Here is a 25,346-nt window from a genome sequence, read left to right on the forward strand (position 1 = left end):
TGCTCGCGAATGGGCCGACTCGGTGTCACTGCCCACCCACAAGACTTCAAGCCACTACACGTTCTGCCGATCCCCCTTCGGATCGAAGAACACCGAAGAAACGATTTCCGCCTCGATCACGCTGCCGTCGGCCAGCGGTGCGAACACGCGCTCACCCAGGCGCTTCAGCCCGCCCTTGACCACGCCCATGGCAAACGAATAGCCCAGGGAGTTGTGCAGGTAGCTGGAGGTGACGTGGCCGACCATGGTCATCGGGATCGCCTGCTTGGTGTTGAACACCAGTTGCGCACCTTCCGGCAGCCACTTGGTCGGGTCGATCGGCTTGAGGCCTACCAGTTGCTTGCGCTGGTCACGCACGCAGTCTTCACGGTTCATGCCACGCTGGCCGATCCACGAGAACGGTTTGGTGCGGCCCACGCACCAGCCCATGTTCAGGTCGTCCGGGGTCATCGAGCCGTCGGTGTCCTGGCCGACGATGATGAAGCCCTTCTCGGCCCGCAGGATGTGCATGGTTTCGGTGCCGTACGGGGTCAGGTTGTACTGCTTGCCGGCCTCGACGATTTTTTCCAGCACGCCCATCGCATAGTCGGCCTGCACGTTGACTTCGTACGACAGCTCACCGGTGAACGAGATCCGGAACACCCGCGCCGGCACGCCGCCCACCAGGCCTTCTTTCCAGGTCATGAACGGGAACGCTTCGTTGCCCAGGTCCATGTCGGTGACTTCGCTGAGCAGCTTGCGGCTGTTCGGCCCGGACAGGGTCATGGTCGCCCAGTGATCGGTCACGGAGGTGAAGTACACCTTCAGGTCCGGCCATTCGGTCTGCTGGTAGATCTCCAGCCACTGCAGCACGCGTGCAGCGCCGCCGGTGGTGGTGGTCATGACGAAATGGTTGTCGGCCAGACAGGCCGTCACACCGTCGTCGAACACCATGCCGTCTTCCTTGCACATCAGGCCGTAGCGCGCCTTGCCCACGTCTAGCTTGGTCCAGGCGTTGGTGTAGATGCGGTTGAGGAACTCACGGGCATCCGGCCCCTGGATGTCGATCTTGCCCAGGGTCGAGGCGTCCAGCAGGCCGACGCTGTCACGCACGGCCTTACATTCGCGTTTCACCGCCGCATGAATGTCTTCACCGTTTTTCGGGAAGTACCACGGACGCTTCCACTGGCCGACGTCTTCGAACTCGGCACCGTTTTTCACGTGCCAGTGATGCAGCGCGGTGAAACGCACTGGCTCGAAGATGTGCCCACAGTGACGGCCGGCCACAGCGCCGAAGGTGATCGGCGTGTAGTTCGGACGGAACATGGTGGTGCCCATCTGCGGGATGGTCACGTTCAGCGAACGGGCGGCGATGGCCAGACCGTTGACATTGCCTAGCTTGCCCTGGTCGGTACCAAAGCCCAGCGCGGTGTAGCGCTTGACGTGCTCGACCGACTCGAAGCCCTCGCGGGTCGCCAGTTCGATGGCGGCGGCGGTGACGTCGTTCTGCAGGTCGACGAATTGCTTCGGCGCACGAGCGGTGTTCTTTTCATGGGGCACCTGGAACAGCGCCAGGGTCGGCTCTTCGAGGCGGCTCAGGGCTTTGGGCAAGGTGCCTTCGACCACGCTGAAACCAGCTTCGCTGGCCGCACGGGCGCCGCCTTCGAAACCATCGGCCAGGGAATCGCCGAGGCCGTAGACGCCGTTGATGCCACCGACGCACACGCGTTTCTGCGGGGCTTCACCCGGTACGAAACCGAGGATGTCTTCACGCCAGATGGGCTTGCCACCCAGGTGCGAAGCCAGGTGAACCACCGGGCTGTAGCCGCCGGAGCTGGCCACCAGGTCGCATTCGAGCCATTCGCCAGGACTGGTCACGGCGTGGGCTTTGACGTCGATCGCCGCGACACGGGCAGCGGTCACGTGTTTGCTGCCACGGGCCTCGATCACGGCGCTGCCGGTGAGGATGCGAATGCCCTTGGCGCGGGCTTCTTCCACCAGCGCGCCGCGCGGGTTGCTGCGGGCGTCGGCGATGGCCACCACTTGCAGGCTGGCATCGAGCCAATCCAGGGCCACGCGGTAGGCGTGGTCGTTGTTGGTCGACAGCACCAGTTTCTTGCCCGGTGCCACGCCGTAGCGACGCACATAGGTGGACACAGCGCCGGCGAGCATGTTGCCCGGCACGTCGTTGTTGCCGTAGACCAATGGACGCTCGTGGGCGCCGGTCGCCAGGACCACGCGCTTGGCGCGCACCCGGTGGATACGCTGGCGCACCTGGCCAATCGGCGCACGATCACCCAGGTGATCGGTCAGGCGCTCGTGAATGGTCAGGAAGTTATGGTCGTGGTAGCCGTTGACCGTGGCGCGTGGCAGCAGCACCACGTCCGGGGTGTTCTTCAGTTCGCTGACGACGCTGGCCACCCAGTCCATGGCAGGCTTGCCGTCGAGGCTTTCGCGCGAATCGAGCAGGCTGCCGCCGAACTCTTCCTGTTCATCGGCGAGGATCACCCGGGCGCCGCTGCGTGCCGCCGCCAGTGCTGCGGCCAGGCCTGCGGGGCCGGCGCCGACCACCAGCACGTCGCAGTGCTGGTTCATGTAGTCGTAGGTGTCCGGATCGTTCTCGGTCGGCGAGCGACCAAGGCCGGCGGCCTTACGAATGTATTTCTCGTAGGTCATCCAGAACGATTGCGGGTACATGAAGGTTTTGTAGTAGAAACCCGGAGGCATCAGCTTGCCGCCGACCTTGCCGAGAATCCCCATCACGTCGTTGTTCACGCTCGGCCAGCCGTTGGTGCTGGTGGCGACCAGGCCCTGGTACAGCGCCTGTTGCGTGGCGCGCACGTTGGGGATCTGCGTGGCTTCGGTGGCGCCGATCTGCAGCACCGCGTTGGGCTCTTCGGCACCGGCAGCGAAGATGCCGCGTGGGCGCGAGTACTTGAAGCTACGACCGATGATGTCGACACCGTTGGCCAGCAGGGCTGCGGCCAGAGAGTCACCTTCGAAGCCCTTGTAGCTCTGGCCGTTGAAGGTGAAGCTCAGGACTTTGTTGCGGTCGATCCGTCCGCCGTTGGACAGGCGATTGGTCTGGCTCATACCTTCTCTCCCAGAGCCGTGGCGGCCGCTTTCGGGCTCTCGGTCTTGTCGGTGAATTGTGGCTTGGTGCCGATCTTGTAGGTTTCCAGGATCTCGTAGGTCACGGTGTCGCGGGTGGCGTTGAAGTACTGACGGCAACCGGCGGCGTGGATCCACAGTTCATGGTGCAAACCGCGAGGGTTGTCGCGGAAGAACATGTAGTCGCCCCACTCCTCGTCGGTGCAGCTGTTGGGGTCCAGCGGGCGCGGGATGTGCGCCTGGCCGGATGCGTGGAATTCCTCTTCGGAGCGCAGTTCGCCGCAGTGAGGACAGAAGATATGCAACATGGGAAATTTCTCCTGTTAGTGGGCGACGGCAGCAGCGCCGTGTTCGTCGATGAGGGCACCGCTGTGGAAGCGGTCGATGGAGAACGGTGCGGCCAGCGGGTGCATTTCACCCTTGGCCAGGCTTGCGGCAAACACGTTGCCCGAGCCCGGCGTGGCCTTGAAGCCACCGGTACCCCAACCGCAGTTGAAGAACATGTTCGGCACCGGGGTTTTCGAGATGATCGGGCAGGCATCCGGGGTGGTGTCGACGATGCCGCCCCACTGGCGGTTCATGCGCACGCGTGACAGCACCGGGAACATCTCGACGATGGCCTGGATGGTGTGCTCGATCACCGGGTACGAACCACGCTGGCCGTAGCCGTTGTAGCCGTCGATACCGGCACCGATCACCAGGTCACCCTTGTCGGACTGGCTGATGTAACCGTGTACGGCGTTGGACATGATCACGCTGTCGATGATCGGCTTGATCGGCTCGGACACCAGCGCCTGCAGCGGGTGGGATTCGAGCGGCAAGCGGAAACCGGCAAGCTTGGCCATGTGCCCGGAGTTACCGGCGGTGACCACACCAACGCGCTTGGCGCCGATGAAGCCCTTGTTGGTCTCGACCCCGATGCACACGCCGTTTTCCTTGCGGAACCCGGTCACTTCGGTCTGCTGGATCAGGTCCACGCCCAGGGCGTCGGCGGCACGGGCAAAGCCCCAGGCCACGGCATCGTGACGGGCCACGCCGCCGCGACGCTGCACGGTAGCGCCCATCACCGGATAGCGGGTGTTCTTCGAGCAATCCAGGTACGGAATCTCGTCCGCGACCTGCTTGGCATCGAGCAGCTCGCCGTCCACGCCGTTGAGGCGGTTGGCGCTGACCCGACGCTCGGAATCACGAATATCCTGCAGGGTGTGGCACAGGTTGTAGACGCCACGCTGGGAGAACATCACGTTGTAGTTGAGGTCCTGGGACAGGCCTTCCCACAGTTTCATCGCGTGTTCGTACAGGTGCGCCGACTCGTCCCACAGGTAGTTGGAGCGAACGATGGTGGTGTTGCGCGCGGTGTTACCGCCGCCCAGCCAGCCTTTCTCTACCACGGCCACGTTGGTGATGCCGTGTTCCTTGGCCAGGTAGTAGGCAGTCGCCAGGCCATGCCCGCCACCGCCGACGATGACCACGTCGTAGACCTTCTTCGGCGTCGGCGTGCGCCACATGCGCTGCCAGTTTTCGTGATGGCTCAGAGAGTGCTTGAAGAGGCCGAAACCCGAGTAGCGTTGCATAGTCATTTACTCCAAAACTGCACTCAGCGATAAACCGGGAAGTCCGCGCACAGGGCCGACACCTGCTCGGCGACATTGGCCTCGACATCGGCATCGCCGAGGTTGTCGAGGATGTCGCAGATCCAGCCGGCCAGCGTGACGCACTGGGTCACCTTGAAGCCGCGCGTGGTCACCGCCGGGGTACCGATGCGCAGGCCGGAAGTGACGAACGGCGACTGCGGGTCGTTCGGCACGGCGTTCTTGTTCACGGTGATGTGGGCGCGACCGAGGGCGGCGTCTGCATCCTTGCCGGTGAGGCCCTGACGGATCAGGCTGACCAGGAACAGGTGGTTATCGGTGCCGCCGGACACTACATCGTAGCCGCGTTTGATAAACACGCCGGCCATGGCCTGGGCGTTCTCGATCACTTGTTGCTGGTAGGCCTTGAAGCCTGGCTCCAGCGCTTCCTTGAAGCACACGGCCTTGGCGGCGATCACGTGCATCAGCGGGCCGCCCTGGGCGCCGGGGAATACCGCGGCGTTGAGCTTCTTCTCGATCTCTTCGTTGGACTTGGCCAGGATCAGGCCGCCACGCGGACCGCGCAGGGTTTTGTGGGTGGTGGTGGTGACCACGTCGGCGAACGGAATCGGGTTGGGGTACAGGCCGGCGGCGACCAGACCAGCCACGTGGGCCATGTCGACGAACAGCAGCGCACCGACCTTGTCGGCGATCTGGCGGAAGCGCGGGAAGTCCAGGGTCTTGGAGTAGGCCGAGAAGCCGGCGACGATCATCTTCGGCTTGTGCTCGACGGCCAGGCGCTCGACTTCGTCGTAGTCGATCAGGCCGGTCTCGGTGTTGATGCCATATTGAACGGCGTTGTACAGCTTGCCCGAGGACGACACCTTGGCACCGTGGGTCAGGTGACCGCCGTGGGCCAGGCTCATGCCCAGAATGGTGTCGCCGGCTTGCAGCAGGGCCAGGTACACGGCGCTGTTGGCCGAGGAACCGGAGTGCGGCTGGACGTTGGCGTAATCGGCGCCGAACAGCTGCTTGGCGCGCTCGATGGCCAGGGCCTCGACCTTGTCCACGTGCTCGCAGCCACCGTAGTAGCGCTTGCCCGGGTAGCCTTCGGCGTATTTGTTGGTCAGGCCGCTGCCTTGCGCTTCCATCACGCGCTTGCTGGTGTAGTTCTCCGACGCGATCAGCTCGATGTGATCTTCCTGACGTTGCTCCTCGGCATTCATCGCCGCCAGCAGTGCATCGTCGTAACCCTGGATCTGGTCTTGCTTGCTGAACATCGCGTCTCTCCCAGCGGCATCTGTGCGCCATTCGTCTTGGTAAGGCACCGGCTCTTCGGCAGTGCCCTTTGAATGCGATGGTATGGCCGGCGTCGAGAGGTCAAATGCCTACGGGCGCCACGCAAAGGCGCGTTTACGACATGGGCGCAAAGCGACAGGCCAGCTGAGATCCTCAACCTGTGCACAGCCCCTGTGGGAGCGAGCCTGCTCGCGATGGCGATCGAGCATTCAGCATCTGTGCAGGCTGACCCACCGCAATCGCGAGCAGGCTCGCTCCCACAGGGATGGTGCAGGATCAGGCAAGCATCTGGCGAAGTGCGAGCAGCAGTAGAAAATGCCCCGGATAAAGCGCATACGCCCACCGTCGCATCGGCGGTGGTTTTACGCCTTTCGCATGTCGCAACAGGAACAGTCCCAGCCATGGCGCAATCAGGCATGTGGCAACCGCCACCATTGCCACCGTGCTGCCCAGGCGGATCGAGTGATACAGCACCGACCACTGGTTGGCCGCCAGGCACACAAGCCCCGGCACCAGGGCGAAATACCAGGGTTTGCGGTAGACCAGCAGCGTCGCCAGCGGCAACAGCACACCAAACACGCCGAACATCAATTGCGCCGAAAACAGCAGCGCCACCGCCATGGCCGTCACCGCCAACACCCGTGCCTGAAGACCCGGCGCCTGCCAGCCCCGCGCCACCAGCAGGCCCAGCGCCAGGGTGGGCAGCACGTTCAAGGTGTCGGCATCGGCGATGAACAGTCGGTAGGGAATCTCGCTCACCGCGCTGAACAGCACCAGCCAGCCCAGGTAGCGCCATTGCCCGGTGGTGGCGACCGGCCCGCGGGCCAGATTGGCGGCCATCGCCAGGCAGAACCAGGGAAACGCCAGACGTCCCGGCACATACAGCCAATCGACGGAGTAGCCGACATATCGCAGGTGATCGAGCACCATGCTCAATAGCGCCAGCCACTTGAGCAAATCCAGTGCCCCATCCCTGTGCGTCATGTGCATAATTGCCCGTCGTCCTTGAATTTTTTTGTCTGACGCATCCCGTGTGCTCCCCGGATGATCTTCGGTAGAGTTCGCACCATCAATGACCTTGAGCCGCTTCACCATAGGCGTCTCGACCACGGAAAGCAGGGCCATGACCGATAAGAGCCAACAATTCGCCAGCGACAACTATTCCGGTATCTGCCCTGAAGCCTGGGCGGCCATGGAACAGGCCAACCATGGCCACCAGCGCGCCTACGGCGACGATGAATGGACCGCTCGCGCGTCCGATCAATTCCGCAAATTGTTCGAAACCGACTGCGAAGTATTTTTCGCCTTCAACGGCACCGCGGCCAACTCGCTGGCCCTGTCGTCGCTGTGCCAGAGTTACCACAGCGTGATCTGCTCGGAAACCGCCCACGTCGAAACCGACGAATGCGGCGCGCCGGAGTTCTTCTCCAACGGCTCCAAACTGCTGATCGCCCGCACTGAAAACGGCAAGCTGACCCCCGAGTCGATCCGCGAAGTGGCGCTCAAGCGCCAGGACATCCACTACCCCAAACCACGGGTGGTGACCCTGACCCAGGCCACCGAGGTCGGCAGCGTCTACACCCCGGAAGAAATCCGCGCCATCAGCGTCACCTGCAAGGAACTGGGCCTGAACCTGCACATGGACGGCGCGCGCTTCTCCAACGCCTGCGCGTACCTGGGCTGCACCCCCGCCGACCTGACCTGGAAGGCCGGCGTCGATGTGCTGTGCTTTGGCGGGACGAAAAACGGCATGGCGGTGGGTGAAGCGATCCTGTTCTTCAACCACGACCTGGCCGAAGACTTCGACTACCGCTGCAAGCAGGCCGGGCAACTGGCCTCGAAAATGCGCTTCCTCTCGGCCCCCTGGGTCGGCATCCTGGAAAACGACGCCTGGCTCAAATACGCCCGCCACGCCAACCACTGCGCGCAACTGCTCGCCGAACTGGTCAGCGACATTCCAGGCGTCGAACTGATGTTCCCGGTACAGGCCAACGGCGTGTTCCTGCAACTCTCGGAACCGGCCATCGCCGCCCTGACCGCCAGGGGCTGGCGCTTCTACACCTTCATCGGCAAGGGCGGCGCCCGCTTCATGTGCTCCTGGGACACCGAAGAAGACCGCGTCCGCGAACTGGCCGCCGATATCCGTGAAGTGATGACGCGTTAACCCAGCTCCCGCCCTCACTGTCATCCCTGTGGGAGCGAGCCTGCTCGCGATAGCGGCCTGCCAGACACACCGCATCGCGAGCAGGCTCGCTCCCACAAAGGGATGGAGGTGGGCTTCATTCGCACCTGAAGACTTCGTCTACATTGTTTCTCGAGCCTTTGCTCGAATAACAACAATCAGGAGCATGCGCATGTCATTGCAAGGCAAAACCCTGTTCATCACCGGTGCCAGTCGTGGGATTGGTCGCGAGATTGCCCTGCGCGCCGCGCGCGATGGCGCCAACATCGTGATTGCCGCCAAGAGCGCCGAGCCGCATGCCAAGTTGCCGGGCACGATTCACAGCGTGGCCGCGGAAGTCGAGGCCGCTGGCGGCAAGGCGCTGGCCCTGCAAGTGGACGTGCGTGACGAGATGGCCGTGCAGCAGGCGCTGGCCCAGGCCAATGAGCATTTCGGCACCATTGATGCGCTGGTCAACAACGCCGGCGCCATCAAGCTGACCGGGGTGGCGCACCTGGAACTCAAGCGCTTCGACCTGATGCACCAGATCAACACCCGCGCCGTGCTGCTGTGCAGCCAGGCCGCCCTGCCCTACCTGAAGAAATCCGCCGGGCACATCCTCAACCTGTCGCCGCCGCTGAACCTGGATGCCAAGTGGTTCGCCCAGTACAGCCCGTACACCGTGACCAAGTACGGCATGAGCATGCTGACCCTGGGGATGAGCGAGGAATTTCGTAACTTCGGGATCAGCGTCAATTCGCTGTGGCCGCAAACCATGATCGCCACGGCCGCCATCGAGTTTCAACTGGGCTCACGCGAATCGTTCAAGCACGCCAGGACCCCGGCGATCATGGCCGATGCCGCGCACGTGATCCTCGCCAGCACTGGCCGCAGCCTGACCGGGCGGTTGATGATAGACGAGCAGGTATTGCGCGAGAACGGCGTGAGCGAGTTCGAGCACTACCGGTTCGAACCGGGTAGCAGCGAGGCGTTGATGCCGGATCTATTCATCGACTGAACACACCGAAACCTGTAGGAGCGAGCTTGCTCGCGATGGTAGTCCAGACACCGCTGGGTTTCAGACAGCCAGCGTCATCGTTAATGACCATCGCGAGCAAGCTCGCTCCTACAGAAAGCGGGGGGGTATCAGAATTCGATCCGCACATCGCCCTTCGGCACGCTGCAGCACGACAGGATGTACCCCTCGGCTTCGTCTTCCTCGGTGATCCCGCCGTTGTGCTCCATCTCCACCTCGCCCCCCAACTTCAACACCTTGCAGGTGCCGCAGATGCCCATGCCGCAGGCCTTGGGGATGAGCAGGCCGACCTTGGCCGCCGCCGCGTGCACGGTTTCGCCGGGAGCCACGCGAATGCTCTTGCCCGAGGAAATGAATTCCACCTGATGCAGGTCCGCCGCATCGACTTCCGGGGCATCCGCCGCCTGTTCGGCTTGTTCTACCGCGTCGGCGCGGGCCTCTTCCGGCGTGGCACCGAAGGATTCCTCGTGATAACGCTTCATGTCGAAACCAACGGACTCGAGCATGCGCTTGACCGCGTTCATGTACGGCGTCGGGCCGCAGCAGAACACTTCGCGCTCCATGAAGTCGGGCGTCATCAATTCGAGCATCTTGTGGTTCAGGTAGCCGCGATAACCGGCCCATGGCTCGCCCAGGCCGTGCTTCTCGCAGATCAGGTGCAGGCTGAAGTTATCAATGCGCGAGGCCATGTGTTCCAGCTCGCGGTGATAAATGATGTCCTTGGGCGAGCGAGCGCTGTGGATAAATGTCATGTCGACGTTGCCGTTGGTGTCGTAGAACCAGCGAGCCATGGACATGCACGGCGTGATGCCGACACCGCCGCTCAAATACAGCACTTTCGGCGCGGGGAAGTCGATGGCGTTGAACAGCCCGACCGGCCCGTGCACCGCCAGCTCCTGGCCTTCGTGCAGGGTGTCGTGCAACCAGTTCGACACCTTGCCGCCCGGCACGCGCTTGATGGTTACCGAGAAGCTGTACGGCACCGACGGCGAGCTGGAAATGGTGTACGAACGCATGATCGGCTGGCCTTCGATCTCCAGCTCCAGGGTGACGAACTGCCCCGGCTTGAAAAAGAACATGATCGGCTGGTCGGCCATGAAGCAGAAGGTGCGCACATCCCAGGTTTCCTGGATGACTTTGACGCAACGGACAATGTGTCGACCATTGGCCCAGGTCTGGGTGGTTACCGGGTTCAGGAAGTTATTGGACATGCTTGTTCTCCACCGCCGAGTGTCGGCCTTATGTTGGCGATTCTGCGTATAGCGCAAACCGCCCATTTACCTACCAGCGACATTCACATACTTATCGCGACCAGCCCTTAACCACCGGGGGTTGCGCGTCGGGAACAGATTGGGCCATGTCGCCCATGGATAAGGTTATCGGTCACGCCGGCCCCACACTCGCCCCATACCAAGACAGACCTTCGACACCTTGCGTAGCAACCCTGATTAGCCACTTTCGCTGGCCACACAGAATGGCCTTGAGGATCACAATGATGGACGTCACTACTACCCTGAGCCTGGGCGATCCGCTGGAACCCGCACGCAAGGCCACCGCGCAGATGCTGCAAGAACGTGAGCGCACCTTCTCGCTGCCGCAACCGTTCTATTCGGACGAGCGCCTGTTCGATATCGACATGCAGGAGATCTTCCAGAAAGAGTGGTTGATCGCCGGCATGACCTGCGAGATCCCGGCCAAGGGCAACTACCTGACCCTGCAGGTCGGCAAGAACCCGATCATCGTCATCCGTGGCGCCGAGGGCGTGGTACATGCCTTCCACAACGTCTGCCGTCACCGCGGTTCGCGCCTGTGCACCAGCGACAAGGGCAAGGTCGCCAAGCTGGTGTGTCATTACCACCAGTGGACCTACGAGCTGGACGGCCGCCTGCTGTTCGCCGGCACCGAAATGGGCGCCGACTTCGACATGAAGCAATACGGCCTCAAGCCTGTGAACGTGAAGACCGCCGGCGGCTACATCTTCATCAGCCTGGCGGAAAACCCGCCGGCCATCGACGAGTTCCTGGCCACGCTGACCCACTACATGGAACCGTACGACATGGAAAACACCAAGGTGGCGGTGCAAACCACCTTGATGGAAAAGGCCAACTGGAAACTGGTGCTGGAAAACAACCGCGAGTGCTACCACTGCAACGCGTCGCACCCGGAACTGCTGAAAACCCTGCTGGAATGGGACGACGTCACCGACCCGCGTGCCGACCAGGCGTTCAAGGACCATGTCGCTGCCTCCGCCGCGGCCTGGGAAGCGGAAAAGATCCCTTACGCCCACGCCAGCTTCGGCCTGCGTAACCGCATCGTGCGCATGCCGCTGCTCAAGGGCACCGTGTCGATGACCCTGGACGGCAAACAGGGCTGCGCCAAACTGATGGGCCGCATCAAGAACCCGGACCTGGGCTCGATGCGCATCCTGCACCTGCCGCACTCGTGGAACCACTGCATGGGCGACCACATCATCGTGTTCACCGTGTGGCCGATCAGTGCCCAGGAAACCATGGTCACCACCAAGTGGATCGTGCACAAGGACGCCGTCGAAGGCGTGGACTACGACGTGGAGCGCATGCGCCAGGTCTGGGACGCCACCAACGACCAGGACCGTCGCCTGGCCGAAGAGAACCAGCGCGGCATCAACTCCACGGCTTACCAGCCTGGGCCTTACTCCAAGACCTATGAGTTCGGTGTGGTGAACTTCATCGACTGGTACAGCGGCCGCATGCTCAACAACCTCGGGGCCGAGCCTGCGCCTTACCTCAAAGGGGTAGCGGTCAGCGGTTAATCGCAAAAAGCATCGCGGGCAAGCCCGCTCCTACAGGTTCTGCGCCAAACCCACTGTAGGAGCGGGCTTGCCCGCGAAAGCGTCCTTTCAAACACTAGATATCTCAAAGCCTAGAACTGTACGAAATATGATCTATTTCATTCAGCACTAAGCCCGCCGCGCCTCCCAGCCTTCCACAAACAAGTTATCCACACCTCCACCCACAACAAATGGGGACAACTGTGGATACGTCATCCATTCTGCTTGCAGAAACTGAAGAAAAACCGTGACTTATCCAAAAAGACAGCTCTGGATAACTTATGGTTATTTTTTGATCAAAGCCGTGTAATCCGCTATTCACGTGGCTTGCAAAGGATGGCGAACACGTTATCCACAGAAAGGCCAACAGACTTTGGGGGCAACTTGCGCACCGCTGTGGAAAACCGCTCAAAGACTCTGAAAACAAGGGCTCCCAGCACTTTTCAAAGGCTCAAAGGCCAATTTGGTTAATTTTCAACCAAACATCTACACGCCCCGTCCCACAAGGCCTCGACGCGACAGCGAACACCTTATCCACAGATACGCCAACAGAGATTGGGGGCAACTCCCGCACTTCGTGGGTAAAAAAACCCGTAAAAACCGTAGCTTAGGTTGATCATTTTTCGTACGAAGGCCCGCAGGCCTTGATTGCCAAGGCCTTGCGGGAGGGGCAAACATGTTATCCACAGAAGCGTTCACAGGGATTGTGGGTAACCTCACGGCCACTGCATCAGGTAGGCATCACCCGTCACCCGAATCATGGGATGCGGCGCGATCTGGCAGGTATCGACGATGCGAAAGCCGTGACGCTCGTAAAAACGCCGGGCGCCGGTATTGACGGCGTAGTCGATCAGGCTCAGGCCCTTGAGACCCAGCCGGCTGGCACGCTCCTGGGCATGGGCGAGAAAACGCTGACCCAGCCCCTGGCTGCGCCAGCCTTCATGCAAGGCCAGGCTGGAGATGTAGAGGGTATCGGGGATTTCCATCGTGGCGTAGGGCGCCAGCACCGGGTCGGTGGTGGGTTCGGCCAACGGGTCATGGCGCATGACATAGCTGTGCATCATGCCGATGACCTGGCCGTCCGCTTCGGCAATCAGGCAGTTCTGGTACGAGAAATCCACATCATCGCGGGCATAGCGCTGGGCGCCGACGTCGAGCAAGTGCTGCCCGGGTTCGGCGATCTGGCTCCAGATGTAATCGGCGGCGCCTTCGGAAGAAATCTGGAACAGACGGGCAATCTCCCGCGCATCGCTGCGCCGGGCAGGACGGAATTCAACGGTCATAGGGTGGCTGGTTCCTGGGTGGGAGACTGTGCGGAATTGCTGTGGAAATTCCCCTGTGGGAGCGAGCCTGCTCGCGATGGAGTGTCAGACACCGCTGGGTGTCAGGCAGCCAGCGTTATCGTTGACGACCATCGCGAGCAGGCTCGCTCCCACAGAGTTGTGCATTGTCGGTGTGATCAACGCACCACACCTTCCTCGATCAACAACTTGAGGATCGCCTCGGCACCCGCCTGGGCGGACACGCCCTTGAGCACCTGCCCGCCTCCGCCGCTGGCCTTGGCCGTAGCGGCTTTCATGCGGTCGGCACCGCTCTTGGCCTTGATCACTTTCAGGCGTTTTGGCCGGGGCTTGGCCGGTTGCAGCGTGGCCACCGCCAGCAGCTCGTCGTCGATCACTTCGACATCGTCGGCCTGCAATACCCCGCGCCGCGCCGGGCCGTAGGCACTCTGGCGGGGCTTGGGCGCAGCGTTATCCACAGTGGCCAGGAACGGCAGGCGCACCTTAAGGCGTCGCCGCTGGCCACGGGGCAACGCCTGCAGGACCAGGGCCGAACCGCCGTCGATGGATTCCACCTGCGCCAACCCCACCACCAGCGGCCAGCCCAGGCCCTCCGCCAGCAGGAACGGCAGCATGCCCGAACCTTCACCGGTTTCCGCCTGGCTGCCGGTCAGCACCACCTGGGCCCCGGCGTCACGCAAGTAAGCGGTCAGCGCCGGCAGCGCATCGGCGCCCGCCGGTTGTTCCAGCACATGCATCTGCTCCAGGCCCATGCCCAGGTACGCACGCAGCGCCGGCTCGGCAACATCGCCGGCGTGCAGCACCTGCAAGTTATCCCCAGCCAGTTGCAAACCCAGTTCCACCGCCCGCGCATCCTGCTCCGCGCGGCGTGGACGGCCGGAGGTCGGGTGGGCGCCGATGGACACCAGGCTGACGATTTTCGTGCTCATAACCCTTTCCTTCCCTTAAGCCGCATCGCGCTTGGCGTCGTTGCGATAAGCCGCTACCGCATCAATCAAGGCTTGAAGAAGCTCGGCGCTTTCGCCGATCACCGACAGGTCGGCCCGTTTGATCATGTCGCAACCGGGGTCGAGGTTGATCGCCACCACCTTGTCGCAGGCACCGATGCCTTGCAGGTGCTGGATCGCCCCGGAAATCCCCACGGCCACGTAGACCCGCGCCGTGACCCAGGTGCCGGAGGCGCCGACCTGCCGGTCGCGCGCCATGAAGCCATCGTCCACCGCCACCCGCGAAGCGCCCTCGGTCGCCCCCAGCGCAGCGGCAGTTCTGTGGAACAGCTCCCAGTCCTTGACCCCGTTGCCGCCGGAGAAAATGAACTCGGCTTCGGCCATCGGAATCGCCGCCGGGTCCACGGCCACCGCGCCCAGGTCCTCGATGCGCGACAAGCTGCGCGCCACGCTTGTGGATAACTCCACCGGCAAGGCTTCGTGACGGGTTTCGCTGACCGGTTCGGCACATTCAACGGCACCGAGGATCAGCCGCGCGACAGGGCGTGCTATGTCCTGCAAGCCGGCACCGGCACGGCCGATGCATTGCTCATCCTTGACCTGCCAGACCCGCGTCGCCGGGCGTTCGCCGACGGCGGCAGCGAAGCGCCGACCCAGTTCGCCACCGCCCGTGCGGCTGTCCGGCAGCAGCCAGTGCCGGGGGCTGAACTGGTTATCCACAGCCCGCAGGGCCTGGATGCGTTGCTCCGGTGCATAACCGCTGTATTCGTCGCCCTCGAGCACCAGCAGGCGATCGACGCCGGCCGTGGCGAAAGCGCTTTCCTTGTGTTCGCCGAACACCACCGCCAACACGGCGCCGTCCTGGCCGGCCAACTGGTGCGCCAAGCCGAGCAAGTCGCGGTCGTGGCTGCTCAGCCGGCCGCCGACCATGTCCGGCACCACGCTGATGTAGAACGCCGGCGCGGGCACCTGATGCAGCGGCAGTTGCACTTCCACGCTGGCCGAGTGCTTGGCACCGCCGCCCTGCTGGGCGCCGCTGCGGTCAATGCGCTTGATGCCGTTGGGGCCGATAAAGCCGATGCCGTGCAGGTTCTTGCGGATGACGCCATTGGGCCCCATCCAGCTGTGCTGCGCCGGTTGCATGGCCGCATGCAGCGGGTGCAGGCGGTTACGGGCAATCCATTCGGCACGGGGGTCGCGGCGGATAATGTCGCTCATCAGTGCACCTCCGCAGGTTCGCGTTTGGTCGCCGGGGCCGCTTTCGGCGCGTCTTCTTCAAGCAGCGCGTCCGCCACCAGCTCGGCAATGTCCTTGATCAACGGTCGGGGTTCGACCACGCCTTCGAGCATCGCCGTGCATTGCGGGCAACCCACGGCCACCAGGGCGGCGCCTGTTTCACGGATGTCTTCCATGCGCATGTCGGGGATGCGTTGCTTGCCCGGGATGTCGGTGATCGGCGCGCCGCCACCGCCGCCGCAGCAGCGCGAGCGGAAACCGGAACGTTGCATCTCCTTCACCTCGATACCGAGGGCGCGCAGCACCTGGCGCGGCGCCTCATATTCGCCGTTGTAGCGGCCCAGGTAGCACGGGTCGTGGTAGGTCACGCTGTCGCCCTTGTGCTGGCCGAGGTTCAACGCGCCCGCGTCGATGATTTCTGCCATGTAGGTGCTGTGGTGCTGCACCAGGTAATTGCCGTCGAACGCGCCGTACTCGTTTTTCAGCACGTGGAAGCTGTGCGGGTCGCAGGTGACGATGCGGTTGAAGCTGTATTTGGCCAGGGTCTGGATGTTGCGCTTGGCCAGCAGCTGGAAGGTCGCTTCATCGCCCAGACGCCGGGCCACGTCACCGCTGTCGCGCTCTTCGAGGCCGAGCACGGCGAAGTCGATTTTCGCCGCCTTGAGCACTTTGACGAAGGCGCGCAGGGTGCGCTGGTTGCGCATATCGAAGGCACCATCGCCGACCCAGAACAGCACGTCGGTGGATTTCTTCTCGCTGAGCAGGCTGAGGTTGAGGTCCGCCGCCCAGTTCATCCGCCCGCCTGGAGCGAAGCCACCGGGGTTGTCGGTAGCGATCAGGTTTTCCAGGACCTCGGCGCCCTTGTTCGGGGTCGCGCCTTTTTCCAGGGTCAGGTGACGGCGCATGTCGACGATGGCATCGACGTGCTCGATCATCATCGGGCACTCCTCGACGCACGCGCGGCAGGTGGTGCAGGACCACAGGGTTTCGGCGTCCACCAGGCCGTTGACGATTGGTTGATGCGGGTTACCGCTGTGTTCGCCGATTGGCTTGCCTGGGTAAGGGCTGCCGGCGAACTTGGCGTCGCTGCCGCCGGCCAGGCCGACGACCATGTCCTGGATGAGTTTTTTCGGGTTCAACGGCTGGCCGGCGGCGAAGGCCGGGCACGCCGCTTCGCACTTGCCGCACTGCACGCAGGCATCGAAGCCGAGCAACTGGTTCCAGGTGAAATCCTTGGGCTTTTCCACGCCCAGCGGGGCGCTCGGATCGTTCAGGTCCAACGGTTTCAACCCGGTGGAGCGGCCACCGCCAAAGCGCTCGGCGCGACGGTGCCAGGCCAGGTGCAGGGCACCGGCGAAAGCGTGCTTCATCGGCCCGCCCCAGGTCATGCCGAAGAACAGCTCGGACACGCCCCACAGCACACCGACGCCAAGGATCGCCGCCAACAGCCAACCACCGAAGTTTTCCGGGAGGATCCCGGCCACCGGCAGGGTCACCAGGAAGAACGACGCCGAGAACGCCAGCAGGCTTTTCGGCAGGCGCATCCACGGCCCTTTCGACAGCCGCGCCGGCGGGTTGAGCCGACGCCGGTAGACGAATATCGCGCCGACGAACATCACCGCCGTCATCACCAGCAACGCGTAGCCGAGCCAGCGGTTATGCAGGCCGAAACCGTGCACCAGGATCGCCAGCACGATGGACGCCACCGCCCCACCGGCCGTGGCCACGTGGGTGTTGGCGATGTATTTGTCCCGCGCCACCACGTGGTGCAGGTCGACCATGTAGCGCTTGGGCATGGCGAACAGGCCGCCGATCAGATCGACCTTCGCGGCCCGGCCGCGACGCCACATGGCCACCCGCCGCAACGCGCCGAGGACCGCAAGGCCCAGGGCGGCGAACAACAGGATTGGAAGAAGGGTGTTCAACATAGGTGAAGCTCCCAAAGACCGGGGGTCTTGCAGGCCAAACTACTTGGATGCCGTGCCCGATGCCCTGTAGGAGCGAGCTTGCTCGCGATGCGGTGTATCAGTGGGTATCAGTGTTGGCTGATACACCGCCATCGCGAGCAAGCTCGCTCCTACAGGGGCCATGCGCAAGCCGTTAGAAGTCCTTGCACAACCGCAACGCGTCATAGATCGCCGCATGCACGTTACGCTGGGCCACGCAGTCGCCGATGCGGAACAGCAGGTAGCCGTCGCCGTCCTGCGCAAGGCTAGGCTGTGGCTTGATCGCGAACAGTGCCTCGACGTCGATCTGGCCCTTGTTGCGCGAGCCTTCCTTCAACGCGTAGTAGATCTCTTCGTCCGGACGCACGCCGTTTTCGACGACCACCTGGTCCACCACCCGCTCTTCCTTGGCGCCGGTGTATTCGTTTTCCAGTACAGCCACCAGCCTGTCGCCTTCGCGGTAGACCTTCTCGAGCATCATGTCCCCGGTCATGATCACTTCCTTGGGGTACATGCTGCGGTAGTAGGTCGGGAACGACGTACCGCCGATCGCCACGCCCGGCTTGATGTCGTCGGTGACGATCTCGACCTGGCTGCCCTTGTCGGCCAGGAAGTCGGCGGTGGACATGCCAGTGAATTCGCAGATGGTGTCGTAGACCAGCACGTTCTTGCCCGGCGCGACCTTGCCGTCGAGCACGTCCCAGCTGCTGACCACCAGGCCTTCAGCCGCGCCCCAGTGTTCGTTCTGCTCAAGATATGGATGACCGCCAACCGCCAGCACCACCACATCGGGGCGCAGGTCCATGATGGTCGGGGCATCCGCCGCGGTGCCCAGGCGCAGGTCGACTTTCAGGCGTGCCAGTTCCAGCTGGTACCAGCGGGTGATACCGGCGATCTGATCGCGTTGCGGGGCTTTCGCCGCCGTGGTGATCTGCCCGCCGATGAATTCCTTCTTCTCGAACAGCGTCACGTCATGGCCACGCTCGGCGGCGACACGCGCCGCTTCCATGCCCGCAGGACCGGCACCGACCACCACCACCTTGCGTTTCTTGCCGGTGGTCTTCTCGATGATGTGCGGCACGCCCATGTATTCACGGGAGGTCGCAGCGTTCTGGATGCACAGCACATCCAGGCCCTGGTACTGCCGGTCGATGCAGTAGTTGGCGCCCACGCATTGCTTGATCTGGTCGACCTGGCCCATCTTGATCTTGGCGATCAGATGCGGGTCGGCGATGTGCGCGCGGGTCATACCGACCATGTCGACGTAACCGCCCTCCAGAATACGGGTGGCCTGGTTCGGGTCCTTGATGTTCTGCGCGTGCAGCACCGGAACCTTGACCACTTCCTTGATCCCGGCCGCCAGGTGCAGGAACGGCTCCGGTGGATAACTCATGTTCGGGATCACGTTGGCCAGGGTGTTGTGGGTGTCGCAACCCGAGCCAACGACGCCGATGAAATCGAGCATGCCGGTGTCGTCGTAATACTTGGCGATCTGCTTCATGTCCTCATGGGACAGGCCGTCCGGGTGGAACTCGTCACCGCAGATGCGCATGCCCACGCAGAAATCGTCACCGACCTCGGCGCGCACGGCCTTGAGCACTTCCAGGCCGAACTTCATGCGGCCTTCGAAGCTGCCACCCCATTCGTCGGTACGCTTGTTGACCCGCGGGCTCCAGAACTGGTCGATCATGTGCTGGTGCACCGCCGACAGCTCCACGCCATCCAGGCCACCGGCCTTGGCCCGACGGGCCGCCTGCGCGTAGTTGCCGATCACCCGCCAGATCTCTTCCGGCTCGATGGTCTTGCAGGTGGCGCGGTGCACCGGTTCACGGATACCCGACGGCGACATCAGGGTCGGCCAGTTGAAGCCGTCCCAACGCGAGCGACGGCCCATGTGGGTAATCTGGATCATGATCTTGGCGCCGTGCTTGTGCATGGCGTCGGCCAGGTTCTGGAAGTGCGGAATGATGCGGTCGGTGGACAGGTTCACCGAGCTCCACCACTCCTGCGGGCTGTCGATGGCCACCACCGACGAACCACCACAGATCGCCAGGCCGATCCCGCCCTTGGCTTTCTCTTCGTAATACTTGACGTACCGGTCGGTGGTCATGCCGCCGTCGGTCGCATAGACCTCGGCGTGCGCGGTGCTGATCACGCGGTTGCGGATGGTCAGTTTGCCGATCTGGATCGGCTGGAACATTGCTTCGAAAGCCATGGCGGGTTCCTCGACTTACAACGGCTTGACGGTGAACAAACCGTCGTCGTGGCCCTCTTCGGAGCCACCGTAGACTTGTTCGGCGACGGTGCGGATCTTGCTGCCGCGAGCGGCGAGGATCTGGTCCATCGCACCGGCAAACCAGCCGGTGAACATGTAGTCGACCTTGCGTCCGACCTTGCCGTACACGTAGACGAACGCCGAGTGTTCGAGCTTGACGCTGGCGGTGCCCTTGTCCAGGTCGATGTCCTGGATCTTGAACAGGCCCCAGCCGCGTTGCGACAGGCGCTTCATGTAGTGCTCGAACACCGCGACGCCTTCCAGGCCATGGCACTCGGCTTCTTTTTCACACCAGTGCCAGGCGGACTTGTAGCCGGCCTTGTAGAGGATCTCGGCATAGGCGTCGGCGCCCAGCACTTCCTCGATGCCCATGTGGTTGTTGACGAAGAAATGGCGCGGCACGTACAGCATCGGCAGGGCGTCGGAGGTCCAGACACCGGTTTCGCTGTCGACTTCGATAGGCAATTGCGGGGCGATCTTGGCCATGGAAACTTAACTCCAGAAAAATTTTGGTGTTGCCCCCGGCGCGGACGGCCGGGGGAAAAGGATTCAGCGCGGCGGGTTATTCGCCCCAGACGTCCTTGAGGACGTTGACCCAGTTTTCGCCCATGATCTTGCGCACCACCCGTTCGGAGTGGCCGCGCTTGAGCAGGGTTTCGGTCAGGTTCGGGAACTCGCCGACGGTGCGGATGCCCAGCGGGTTGATGATCTTGCCGAAGCTGGTCAGGCGGCGGGCGTAGCCCTTGTCATGGGTCAGGTATTCGAAGAAGTCCTGGCCATGGCCCTGGGTGAAGTCGGTGCCGATGCCGATGGCGTCTTCGCCGACGATGTTCATGGTGTATTCGATCGCTTCGGCGTAGTCGTCGATGGTCGAGTCGATACCCTTGGCCAGGAACGGCGCGAACATGGTCACACCGACGAAACCGCCGTGGTCGGCGATGAACTTCAGTTCTTCATCGGATTTGTTGCGCGGGTGAACCTTGAGGCCCGACGGCAGGCAGTGCGAGTAGCACACCGGCTTTTTCGATTCGAGGATGACTTCTTCGGAGGTTTTCGAGCCGACGTGGGACAGGTCGCACATCACGCCTACGCGGTTCATCTCGGCAACGATTTCGCGACCGAAACCCGACAGGCCGCCATCGCGCTCGTAACAGCCGGTGCCCACCAGATTCTGGGTGTTGTAGCACATCTGCACGATGCCCACGCCGAGCTGCTTGAAGATCTCGACATAGCTGATCTGGTCTTCGAACGCGTGGGCGTTCTGGAAGCCGAACAGGATGCCGGTCTTGCCTTGTTCCTTGGCTTTTCGGATGTCGGCGGTGGTGCGCACCGGGATCACCAGGTCGCTGTTTTCGCGGATCAGTTTCTGGCTGGCGGCGATGTTATTGACTGTGGCCTGGAAGCCTTCCCACACCGACACGGTGCAGTTGGCTGCGGTCAGACCGCCCTTGCGCATGTCTTCGAACAGCTCACGGTTCCATTTGGCAATAATCAGCCCGTCGATAACGATGCTGTCGGCGTGTAACTCGGCTGGGCTCATCAGGCTGTCCCCTATTGTCGATTCATGCGCCGAATCGTGTGCCGGCGCTTTGGGGCCAGCATATGCCTCGGTGCCTTGGCAGCCGGGTGCAAAAACGACAGGGGAATTGCCGAAAGCGTCAATCCGCGACAAAGGGTCGTCGCCAGCCGACACGAGCCACCTGTTCAAGGGCTTGCGCATGGGCCAGAATTCGCGCCATTACGGAATTTGGGGTGATGCGATGAAATCTGTTTTGCTGGCCTTGGCACTGATAACGACCGGCGCACACGCGGCGCAGGAGTCCGACACCAACCCTTGCGACGCAGTCGAAAACGACGTGCAGACCCTGGAATGCTCGGTCTACAGCCGCACCACCGCCGAAGACCTGCTCAAGGACAACCTCCAAAGCCTCACCGAACGCCTGCAAGGCGTCTATGGCAAGAACCCGACGCAACTGGCCGACATCACCGGCAAGATCAAGGCCGCCCAGCAACAATGGCTGAAAACCCGCGACGCCGACTGCGCCGTCGAAGCCTTCCCTGCGACCAGTGGCAGCAAGGCCTTCACCATCGCGCAAAATGACTGCGTGGCGCGCATGAGCGACGAGCGGTCGGAGTTTTTGGAGTCGATTGGGCAGGAGTGAAATGATGCTTCTGCGAGGAGCTGGCACTCTTGCCAGCCCTCTCCTACACACCTTGCTGAGCCTGCCTACAGACCCCACATCACACCTTGTCGGACCCTCCCCTTGGGCAACACCCCGACATGTTTTGTTTATTGGCCCTAAGAGAAATATAAGTAAAGATTGGAAATCTTATAAAAGACTTATATTCTCTCATGAACAGTATCCACTGGACTCGAAAGGCCGTTAAGCAACTCCTGAAATTGCATTCCACTCATCAGAGCCAGGTTCGCGATGCCGTGACGTCGCTGGCTGACATGCCCGATACGGGCAACGTCAAAGCACTGGTCGGCCATCTGTATGCCTATCGACTTCGAGTAGGTCATTACAGAGTCATGTTCGATTGGGATGGAGCAATCAAAGTGATCAGTATCCAAGAGGTCAAAAAACGCGATGAACGCACCTACTGACGTTCAAATCATCAACGATGCAGAGGGCAATCCTGCTTTCGTGGTCATTCCTTACGCGCAATATGTGGCGCAGAAGATCGAACCCGACTTGATTCCCCATGAAGTGGTCAGCCGGATGGTCGACGGTGCGACCCCGATTCGCGCCTGGCGCGAACACTTGAACCTTACCCAGGAAGAAGTGGCCCAACGCATGGGCATCTCGCAACCTGCCTTCGCCCAGCAGGAAACCGTCGCGAAGCCGCGTCGGGCCACCCGCGAGAAAATTGCTGCGGCGTTTGGCATCACCGCCAACCAGCTTGAGCTGTAGACTGCGCAACATCCATTTTGAAAGGCACCGACATGAAAATCTGCGGCATTGAAATCAAGGGCAGTGAGGCGATCATTGCCGTGGCGGCGCTCGACGGTCAGGCGCTGGGCCATGTCGCGCTCAACACCAAGAAGATCGCCCTGGATGACGACGACGAGGCGGCCAACGTCAAGGTGTTTGCCGCACAGGTCGCCTCGTTCGTTCGCGAGAACGCCATCGACCGGATCGCGATCAAGAAGCGCAGCAAAAAAGGCGAATTCGCCGGTGGGCCGACGACGTTCAAGATCGAGGGCGTTTTCCAGTTGCTCGAAAGCTGCGAGGTGACGCTGCTGTCACCGCAGACCATCAATGCACAGGCCAAGAAGCACGGTTTCGAGCCGCCGGCGACGCTGAACAAGTATCAGCATGAGGCCTATAAAGCGGCCTGTTCGGCGCTGATGAAGAAGTAACCCTCTCAACCGGTCAAAGCAGCCCTCCTGTGGGAGCGGGCTTGCTCGCGAAAGCGGTGTATCAGACACCTTGATACTGACTAACACACCGCTTTCGCGAGCAAGTCGAACCGTCGCACCGCCGCACCGCCGCTCCCACAGGTTTATCCGATGTTCATGCCTTCGCGGTGCGCCGATCTTCCCGCGGACACCGCGCAAACCGCGCGCGATAGCTGCGAGTGAAATACGACGGCGATTCAAACCCGCAGGCAATGCTCACTTCCAGCACGCTCATGTCGGTCTGGCGCAACAACTGCCGGGCCTTTTCCAGCCGCAACCTCAAGTAGAAATTGCTCGGCGTGTCGTTCAGGTGCAGGCGAAACAGCCGTTCCAGTTGCCGGCGCGTCACCTTGATCGACTCGGCCAGTTCCAGGGTGGTCAGCGGCGGTTCGCTGTGTTGCTCCATTTCGCCGATCACCTGCACCAGTTTCTTGTTGCTGATGCCATACCGCGTGGCGACTTCCATGCGCTGGTGGTCCTTGCGCGGGCGGATGCGGCCGAGCACGAATTGCTCGCTGACCTGGATCGCCAGTTCCGGGCCGTGGGCCTGGGCGATCAGGTCGAGCATCAGGTCGATGGAGGCGGTACCGCCCGCGCAGGTGATGCGCCGGCGGTCGATCTCGAACAGTTCCTGGGTGACGCTCAGTTGTGGATAGGATTCCTTGAAGGCGTCGATGGCTTCCCAGTGCAGGGTCAGGCGGTGACCATCGAGCAGGCCGGCTTCGGCCAGGACAACGCTGCCGGTGTCGATCCCGCCGAGGGTCACGCCTTCCTTGTCGAGTCGGCGCAGCCAATGCTCCAGGGCGGGCGTGGCGAACTTCAGCGGTTCGAAGCCGGCGACCACCAGCAGCGTCGCGCCTTTCTTCAAAGGCTCCAGCGCGGCATCGGCGTTGACCGACATGCCATTGCTGGCCAGGACCGCCCCACCGTCGGCGCTCAGCACATGCCAGCGGTACAGCTCGCCGCGAAAGCGATTGGCGACCCGCAGCGGCTCGATGGCCGAGATGAATCCGATGGCCGAGAAACCCGGCATCAACAAAAAGTAGAAATCCTGGGACATGGCGCACTCGATCAGCCAGTAACGTGAGACCGCTAGCGTGTGGATGTTGATACGCCACTTGCACCCAGCATTCAAGAGCACAGGTCGCTGCAGTGCAAGAGCTGGTCGCCGCAGTGCGCTTTCAGGGGGCCAAGGCTGCGTAACGTTGGCATCACCGGCGCACAGACACCGGACCCCACAATAATGTTCTGCCGAGGAAACCTGTGATGAAACGACTGATCAGCAGCTGTGTTCTTGCACTGAGTGGTACCGCCTTGCTGAACGCCAGCGTCATGGCGGCCGAGCCTGCATCGTGCCAGAACGTGCGCATGGGCGTCGTGAACTGGACCGACGTGATCGCCACCAGCGCCATGACCCAGGTCCTGCTCGACGGCCTCGGCTACAAGACCAAGCAAACCAGCGCCTCCCAGCAGATCATCTTCGCCGGCATCCGCGACCAGCGCCTGGACCTGTTCCTGGGCTACTGGAACCCGCTGATGACCCAGACCATCACGCCGTTCGTCGAGGCCAACCAGGTCAAGGTGCTTGAAGAGCCAAGCCTGAAGGATGCCCGTGCGACCCTCGCCGTGCCGACCTACCTCGCCGACAAGGGCCTGAAAACCTTCGCTGACATCGCCAAGTTCGAGAAAGAACTGGGCGGCAAGATCTACGGCATCGAGCCCGGTTCCGGCGCCAATACCCAGATCAAGGCGATGATCGCCAAGAACCAGTTCGGCCTGGGCAAGTTCCAGTTGGTGGAGTCCAGCGAGGCCGGCATGCTCGCCGCCGTCGACCGCGCCGTGCGCCGCAAGGAAGCCGTGGTGTTCTTCGGCTGGGCGCCGCACCCGATGAACGTCAACGTGCAGATGACCTACCTGACCGGCAGCGACGACGCCCTAGGCCCGAACGAAGGCATGGCCACCGTGTGGACCGTCACCGCGCCGACCTATGCCCAGCAGTGCCCGAACATCGGCCGCCTGCTGACCAACCTGACCTTCACCGCCGAAGACGAGAGCCGGATGATGCAGCCGCTGCTGGATCACAAGGACGCCCTCGAATCGGCCCGCCAATGGCTCAAGGATCACCCGCAGGACAAGGAACGCTGGCTTGAAGGTGTGACCACCTTCGATGGCAAGCCGGCGGCTGAAAACCTGCAACTGACCGCCAAATAACCCAATGAACGAATCACCGTTTCGCAGCCCCTGCGGGCTGCGAACGGCACCGTTACGCCCA

Annotated in this window: 22 protein-coding genes; 8 read left to right on the top strand and 14 right to left on the bottom strand. The window is 62.4% G+C overall.

From position 1 onward, the window contains the following. Positions 1-54 precede the first annotated feature (54 nt). The 5 genes from ABVN20_RS11530 to ABVN20_RS11550 all read right to left on the bottom strand — a co-directional run bounded on the left by ABVN20_RS11530 (position 55) and on the right by ABVN20_RS11550 (position 6,950). Positions 55-3,072, bottom strand: a complete 3,018-nt coding sequence (locus ABVN20_RS11530) for a sarcosine oxidase subunit alpha (RefSeq protein WP_368555737.1) — start codon at positions 3,070-3,072, stop codon at positions 55-57. Beyond that, entirely contained in the window at positions 3,069-3,398 is a 330-nt protein-coding gene (locus ABVN20_RS11535) for a sarcosine oxidase subunit delta (RefSeq protein WP_368555738.1), read from the bottom strand. The genes ABVN20_RS11530 and ABVN20_RS11535 overlap by 4 nt, the downstream gene beginning before the upstream one ends. A 15-nt stretch (positions 3,399-3,413) precedes the next feature. Beyond that, complete coding sequence (locus ABVN20_RS11540; protein ID WP_368557696.1) at positions 3,414-4,664, bottom strand: sarcosine oxidase subunit beta; 1,251 nt, start codon at positions 4,662-4,664, stop codon at positions 3,414-3,416. Positions 4,665-4,687: 23 nt separating this feature from the next. Then, positions 4,688-5,941, bottom strand: a complete 1,254-nt coding sequence (gene glyA, locus ABVN20_RS11545) for a serine hydroxymethyltransferase (RefSeq protein WP_368555739.1) — start codon at positions 5,939-5,941, stop codon at positions 4,688-4,690. 295 nt (positions 5,942-6,236) lie between these two features. Continuing rightward, on the bottom strand, positions 6,237-6,950 hold the full coding sequence (locus tag ABVN20_RS11550; protein ID WP_368555740.1) for a TraX family protein: 714 nt from the start codon (positions 6,948-6,950) through the stop codon (positions 6,237-6,239). Positions 6,951-7,083: 133 nt separating this feature from the next. Between ABVN20_RS11550 and ABVN20_RS11555 the strand changes: the two genes are divergently transcribed. Together ABVN20_RS11555 and ABVN20_RS11560 are read left to right on the top strand one after the other, a co-directional pair. Beyond that, positions 7,084-8,124: a low specificity L-threonine aldolase gene (locus ABVN20_RS11555; RefSeq protein ID WP_368555741.1), complete on the top strand. Its 1,041-nt coding sequence runs from the start codon at positions 7,084-7,086 to the stop codon at positions 8,122-8,124. A 190-nt stretch (positions 8,125-8,314) separates the two neighbouring features. Beyond that, positions 8,315-9,139 (top strand): SDR family oxidoreductase, encoded by an 825-nt coding sequence (locus tag ABVN20_RS11560; RefSeq protein ID WP_368555742.1) that lies wholly within the window; start codon positions 8,315-8,317, stop codon positions 9,137-9,139. Positions 9,140-9,267: 128 nt separating this feature from the next. Here the strand turns inward: ABVN20_RS11560 and gbcB are convergent, their stop codons facing one another. Further along, positions 9,268-10,368, bottom strand: coding sequence for a glycine-betaine demethylase subunit GbcB (gene gbcB, locus ABVN20_RS11565; RefSeq protein WP_368555743.1), 1,101 nt, complete (start codon positions 10,366-10,368; stop codon positions 9,268-9,270). 284 nt (positions 10,369-10,652) lie between these two features. Between gbcB and gbcA the strand changes: the two genes are divergently transcribed. Beyond that, complete coding sequence (gene gbcA / locus ABVN20_RS11570) at positions 10,653-11,948, top strand: glycine-betaine demethylase subunit GbcA (protein ID WP_368555744.1); 1,296 nt, start codon at positions 10,653-10,655, stop codon at positions 11,946-11,948. Between the two features lie 734 nt (positions 11,949-12,682). On the opposite strand, the gene ABVN20_RS11575 is transcribed toward gbcA, so the two are convergent. The 7 genes from ABVN20_RS11575 to ABVN20_RS11605 form a co-directional block, all read right to left on the bottom strand. Continuing rightward, entirely contained in the window at positions 12,683-13,249 is a 567-nt protein-coding gene (locus ABVN20_RS11575) for an N-acetyltransferase family protein (protein ID WP_368555746.1), read from the bottom strand. Positions 13,250-13,425: 176 nt separating this feature from the next. Continuing rightward, positions 13,426-14,196, bottom strand: coding sequence for an electron transfer flavoprotein subunit beta (locus ABVN20_RS11580; protein ID WP_368555747.1), 771 nt, complete (start codon positions 14,194-14,196; stop codon positions 13,426-13,428). 15 nt (positions 14,197-14,211) lie between these two features. Beyond that, positions 14,212-15,432: an electron transfer flavoprotein subunit alpha/FixB family protein gene (locus ABVN20_RS11585; protein WP_368555749.1), complete on the bottom strand. Its 1,221-nt coding sequence runs from the start codon at positions 15,430-15,432 to the stop codon at positions 14,212-14,214. Next, positions 15,432-17,378, bottom strand: coding sequence for a dimethylglycine demethylation protein DgcB (dgcB, locus tag ABVN20_RS11590; RefSeq protein WP_368555750.1), 1,947 nt, complete (start codon positions 17,376-17,378; stop codon positions 15,432-15,434). Before dgcB ends, ABVN20_RS11585 begins: the two co-directional genes overlap by 1 nt. A 172-nt stretch (positions 17,379-17,550) precedes the next feature. After that, the gene (dgcA, locus tag ABVN20_RS11595) at positions 17,551-19,611 is read right to left on the bottom strand and encodes a dimethylglycine demethylation protein DgcA (RefSeq protein WP_368555752.1); all 2,061 of its coding nucleotides are present in this window, start codon (positions 19,609-19,611) and stop codon (positions 17,551-17,553) included. Between the two features lie 15 nt (positions 19,612-19,626). After that, positions 19,627-20,157 (bottom strand): DUF5943 domain-containing protein, encoded by a 531-nt coding sequence (locus ABVN20_RS11600; protein ID WP_007926354.1) that lies wholly within the window; start codon positions 20,155-20,157, stop codon positions 19,627-19,629. 76 nt (positions 20,158-20,233) lie between these two features. Next, complete coding sequence (locus ABVN20_RS11605) at positions 20,234-21,211, bottom strand: dipeptidase (RefSeq protein WP_175376594.1); 978 nt, start codon at positions 21,209-21,211, stop codon at positions 20,234-20,236. A gap of 220 nt (positions 21,212-21,431) precedes the next feature. On the opposite strand from ABVN20_RS11605, the gene ABVN20_RS11610 reads away from it, so the two are divergent. From ABVN20_RS11610 to ABVN20_RS11625, 4 genes are all read left to right on the top strand, one after another. Beyond that, complete coding sequence (locus ABVN20_RS11610; RefSeq protein WP_368555753.1) at positions 21,432-21,833, top strand: lysozyme inhibitor LprI family protein; 402 nt, start codon at positions 21,432-21,434, stop codon at positions 21,831-21,833. Between the two features lie 191 nt (positions 21,834-22,024). Beyond that, positions 22,025-22,279, top strand: coding sequence for a type II toxin-antitoxin system RelE/ParE family toxin (locus tag ABVN20_RS11615; protein ID WP_368555754.1), 255 nt, complete (start codon positions 22,025-22,027; stop codon positions 22,277-22,279). Further along, positions 22,263-22,586 (top strand): helix-turn-helix domain-containing protein, encoded by a 324-nt coding sequence (locus ABVN20_RS11620; protein WP_368555755.1) that lies wholly within the window; start codon positions 22,263-22,265, stop codon positions 22,584-22,586. The genes ABVN20_RS11615 and ABVN20_RS11620 overlap by 17 nt, the downstream gene beginning before the upstream one ends. 32 nt (positions 22,587-22,618) lie before the next feature. Beyond that, positions 22,619-23,035, top strand: coding sequence for a DUF3010 family protein (locus ABVN20_RS11625; RefSeq protein WP_368555756.1), 417 nt, complete (start codon positions 22,619-22,621; stop codon positions 23,033-23,035). A 154-nt stretch (positions 23,036-23,189) separates the two neighbouring features. On the opposite strand, the gene ABVN20_RS11630 is transcribed toward ABVN20_RS11625, so the two are convergent. After that, on the bottom strand, positions 23,190-24,134 hold the full coding sequence (locus tag ABVN20_RS11630) for a GlxA family transcriptional regulator (RefSeq protein ID WP_368555758.1): 945 nt from the start codon (positions 24,132-24,134) through the stop codon (positions 23,190-23,192). A gap of 206 nt (positions 24,135-24,340) precedes the next feature. On the opposite strand from ABVN20_RS11630, the gene ABVN20_RS11635 reads away from it, so the two are divergent. Next, on the top strand, positions 24,341-25,285 hold the full coding sequence (locus ABVN20_RS11635) for a choline ABC transporter substrate-binding protein (RefSeq protein ID WP_368555760.1): 945 nt from the start codon (positions 24,341-24,343) through the stop codon (positions 25,283-25,285). The last annotated feature ends 61 nt before the right edge of the window (positions 25,286-25,346 follow it).

Source organism: Pseudomonas sp. MYb118 (assembly GCF_040947875.1).
Taxonomy (GTDB): domain Bacteria; phylum Pseudomonadota; class Gammaproteobacteria; order Pseudomonadales; family Pseudomonadaceae; genus Aquipseudomonas.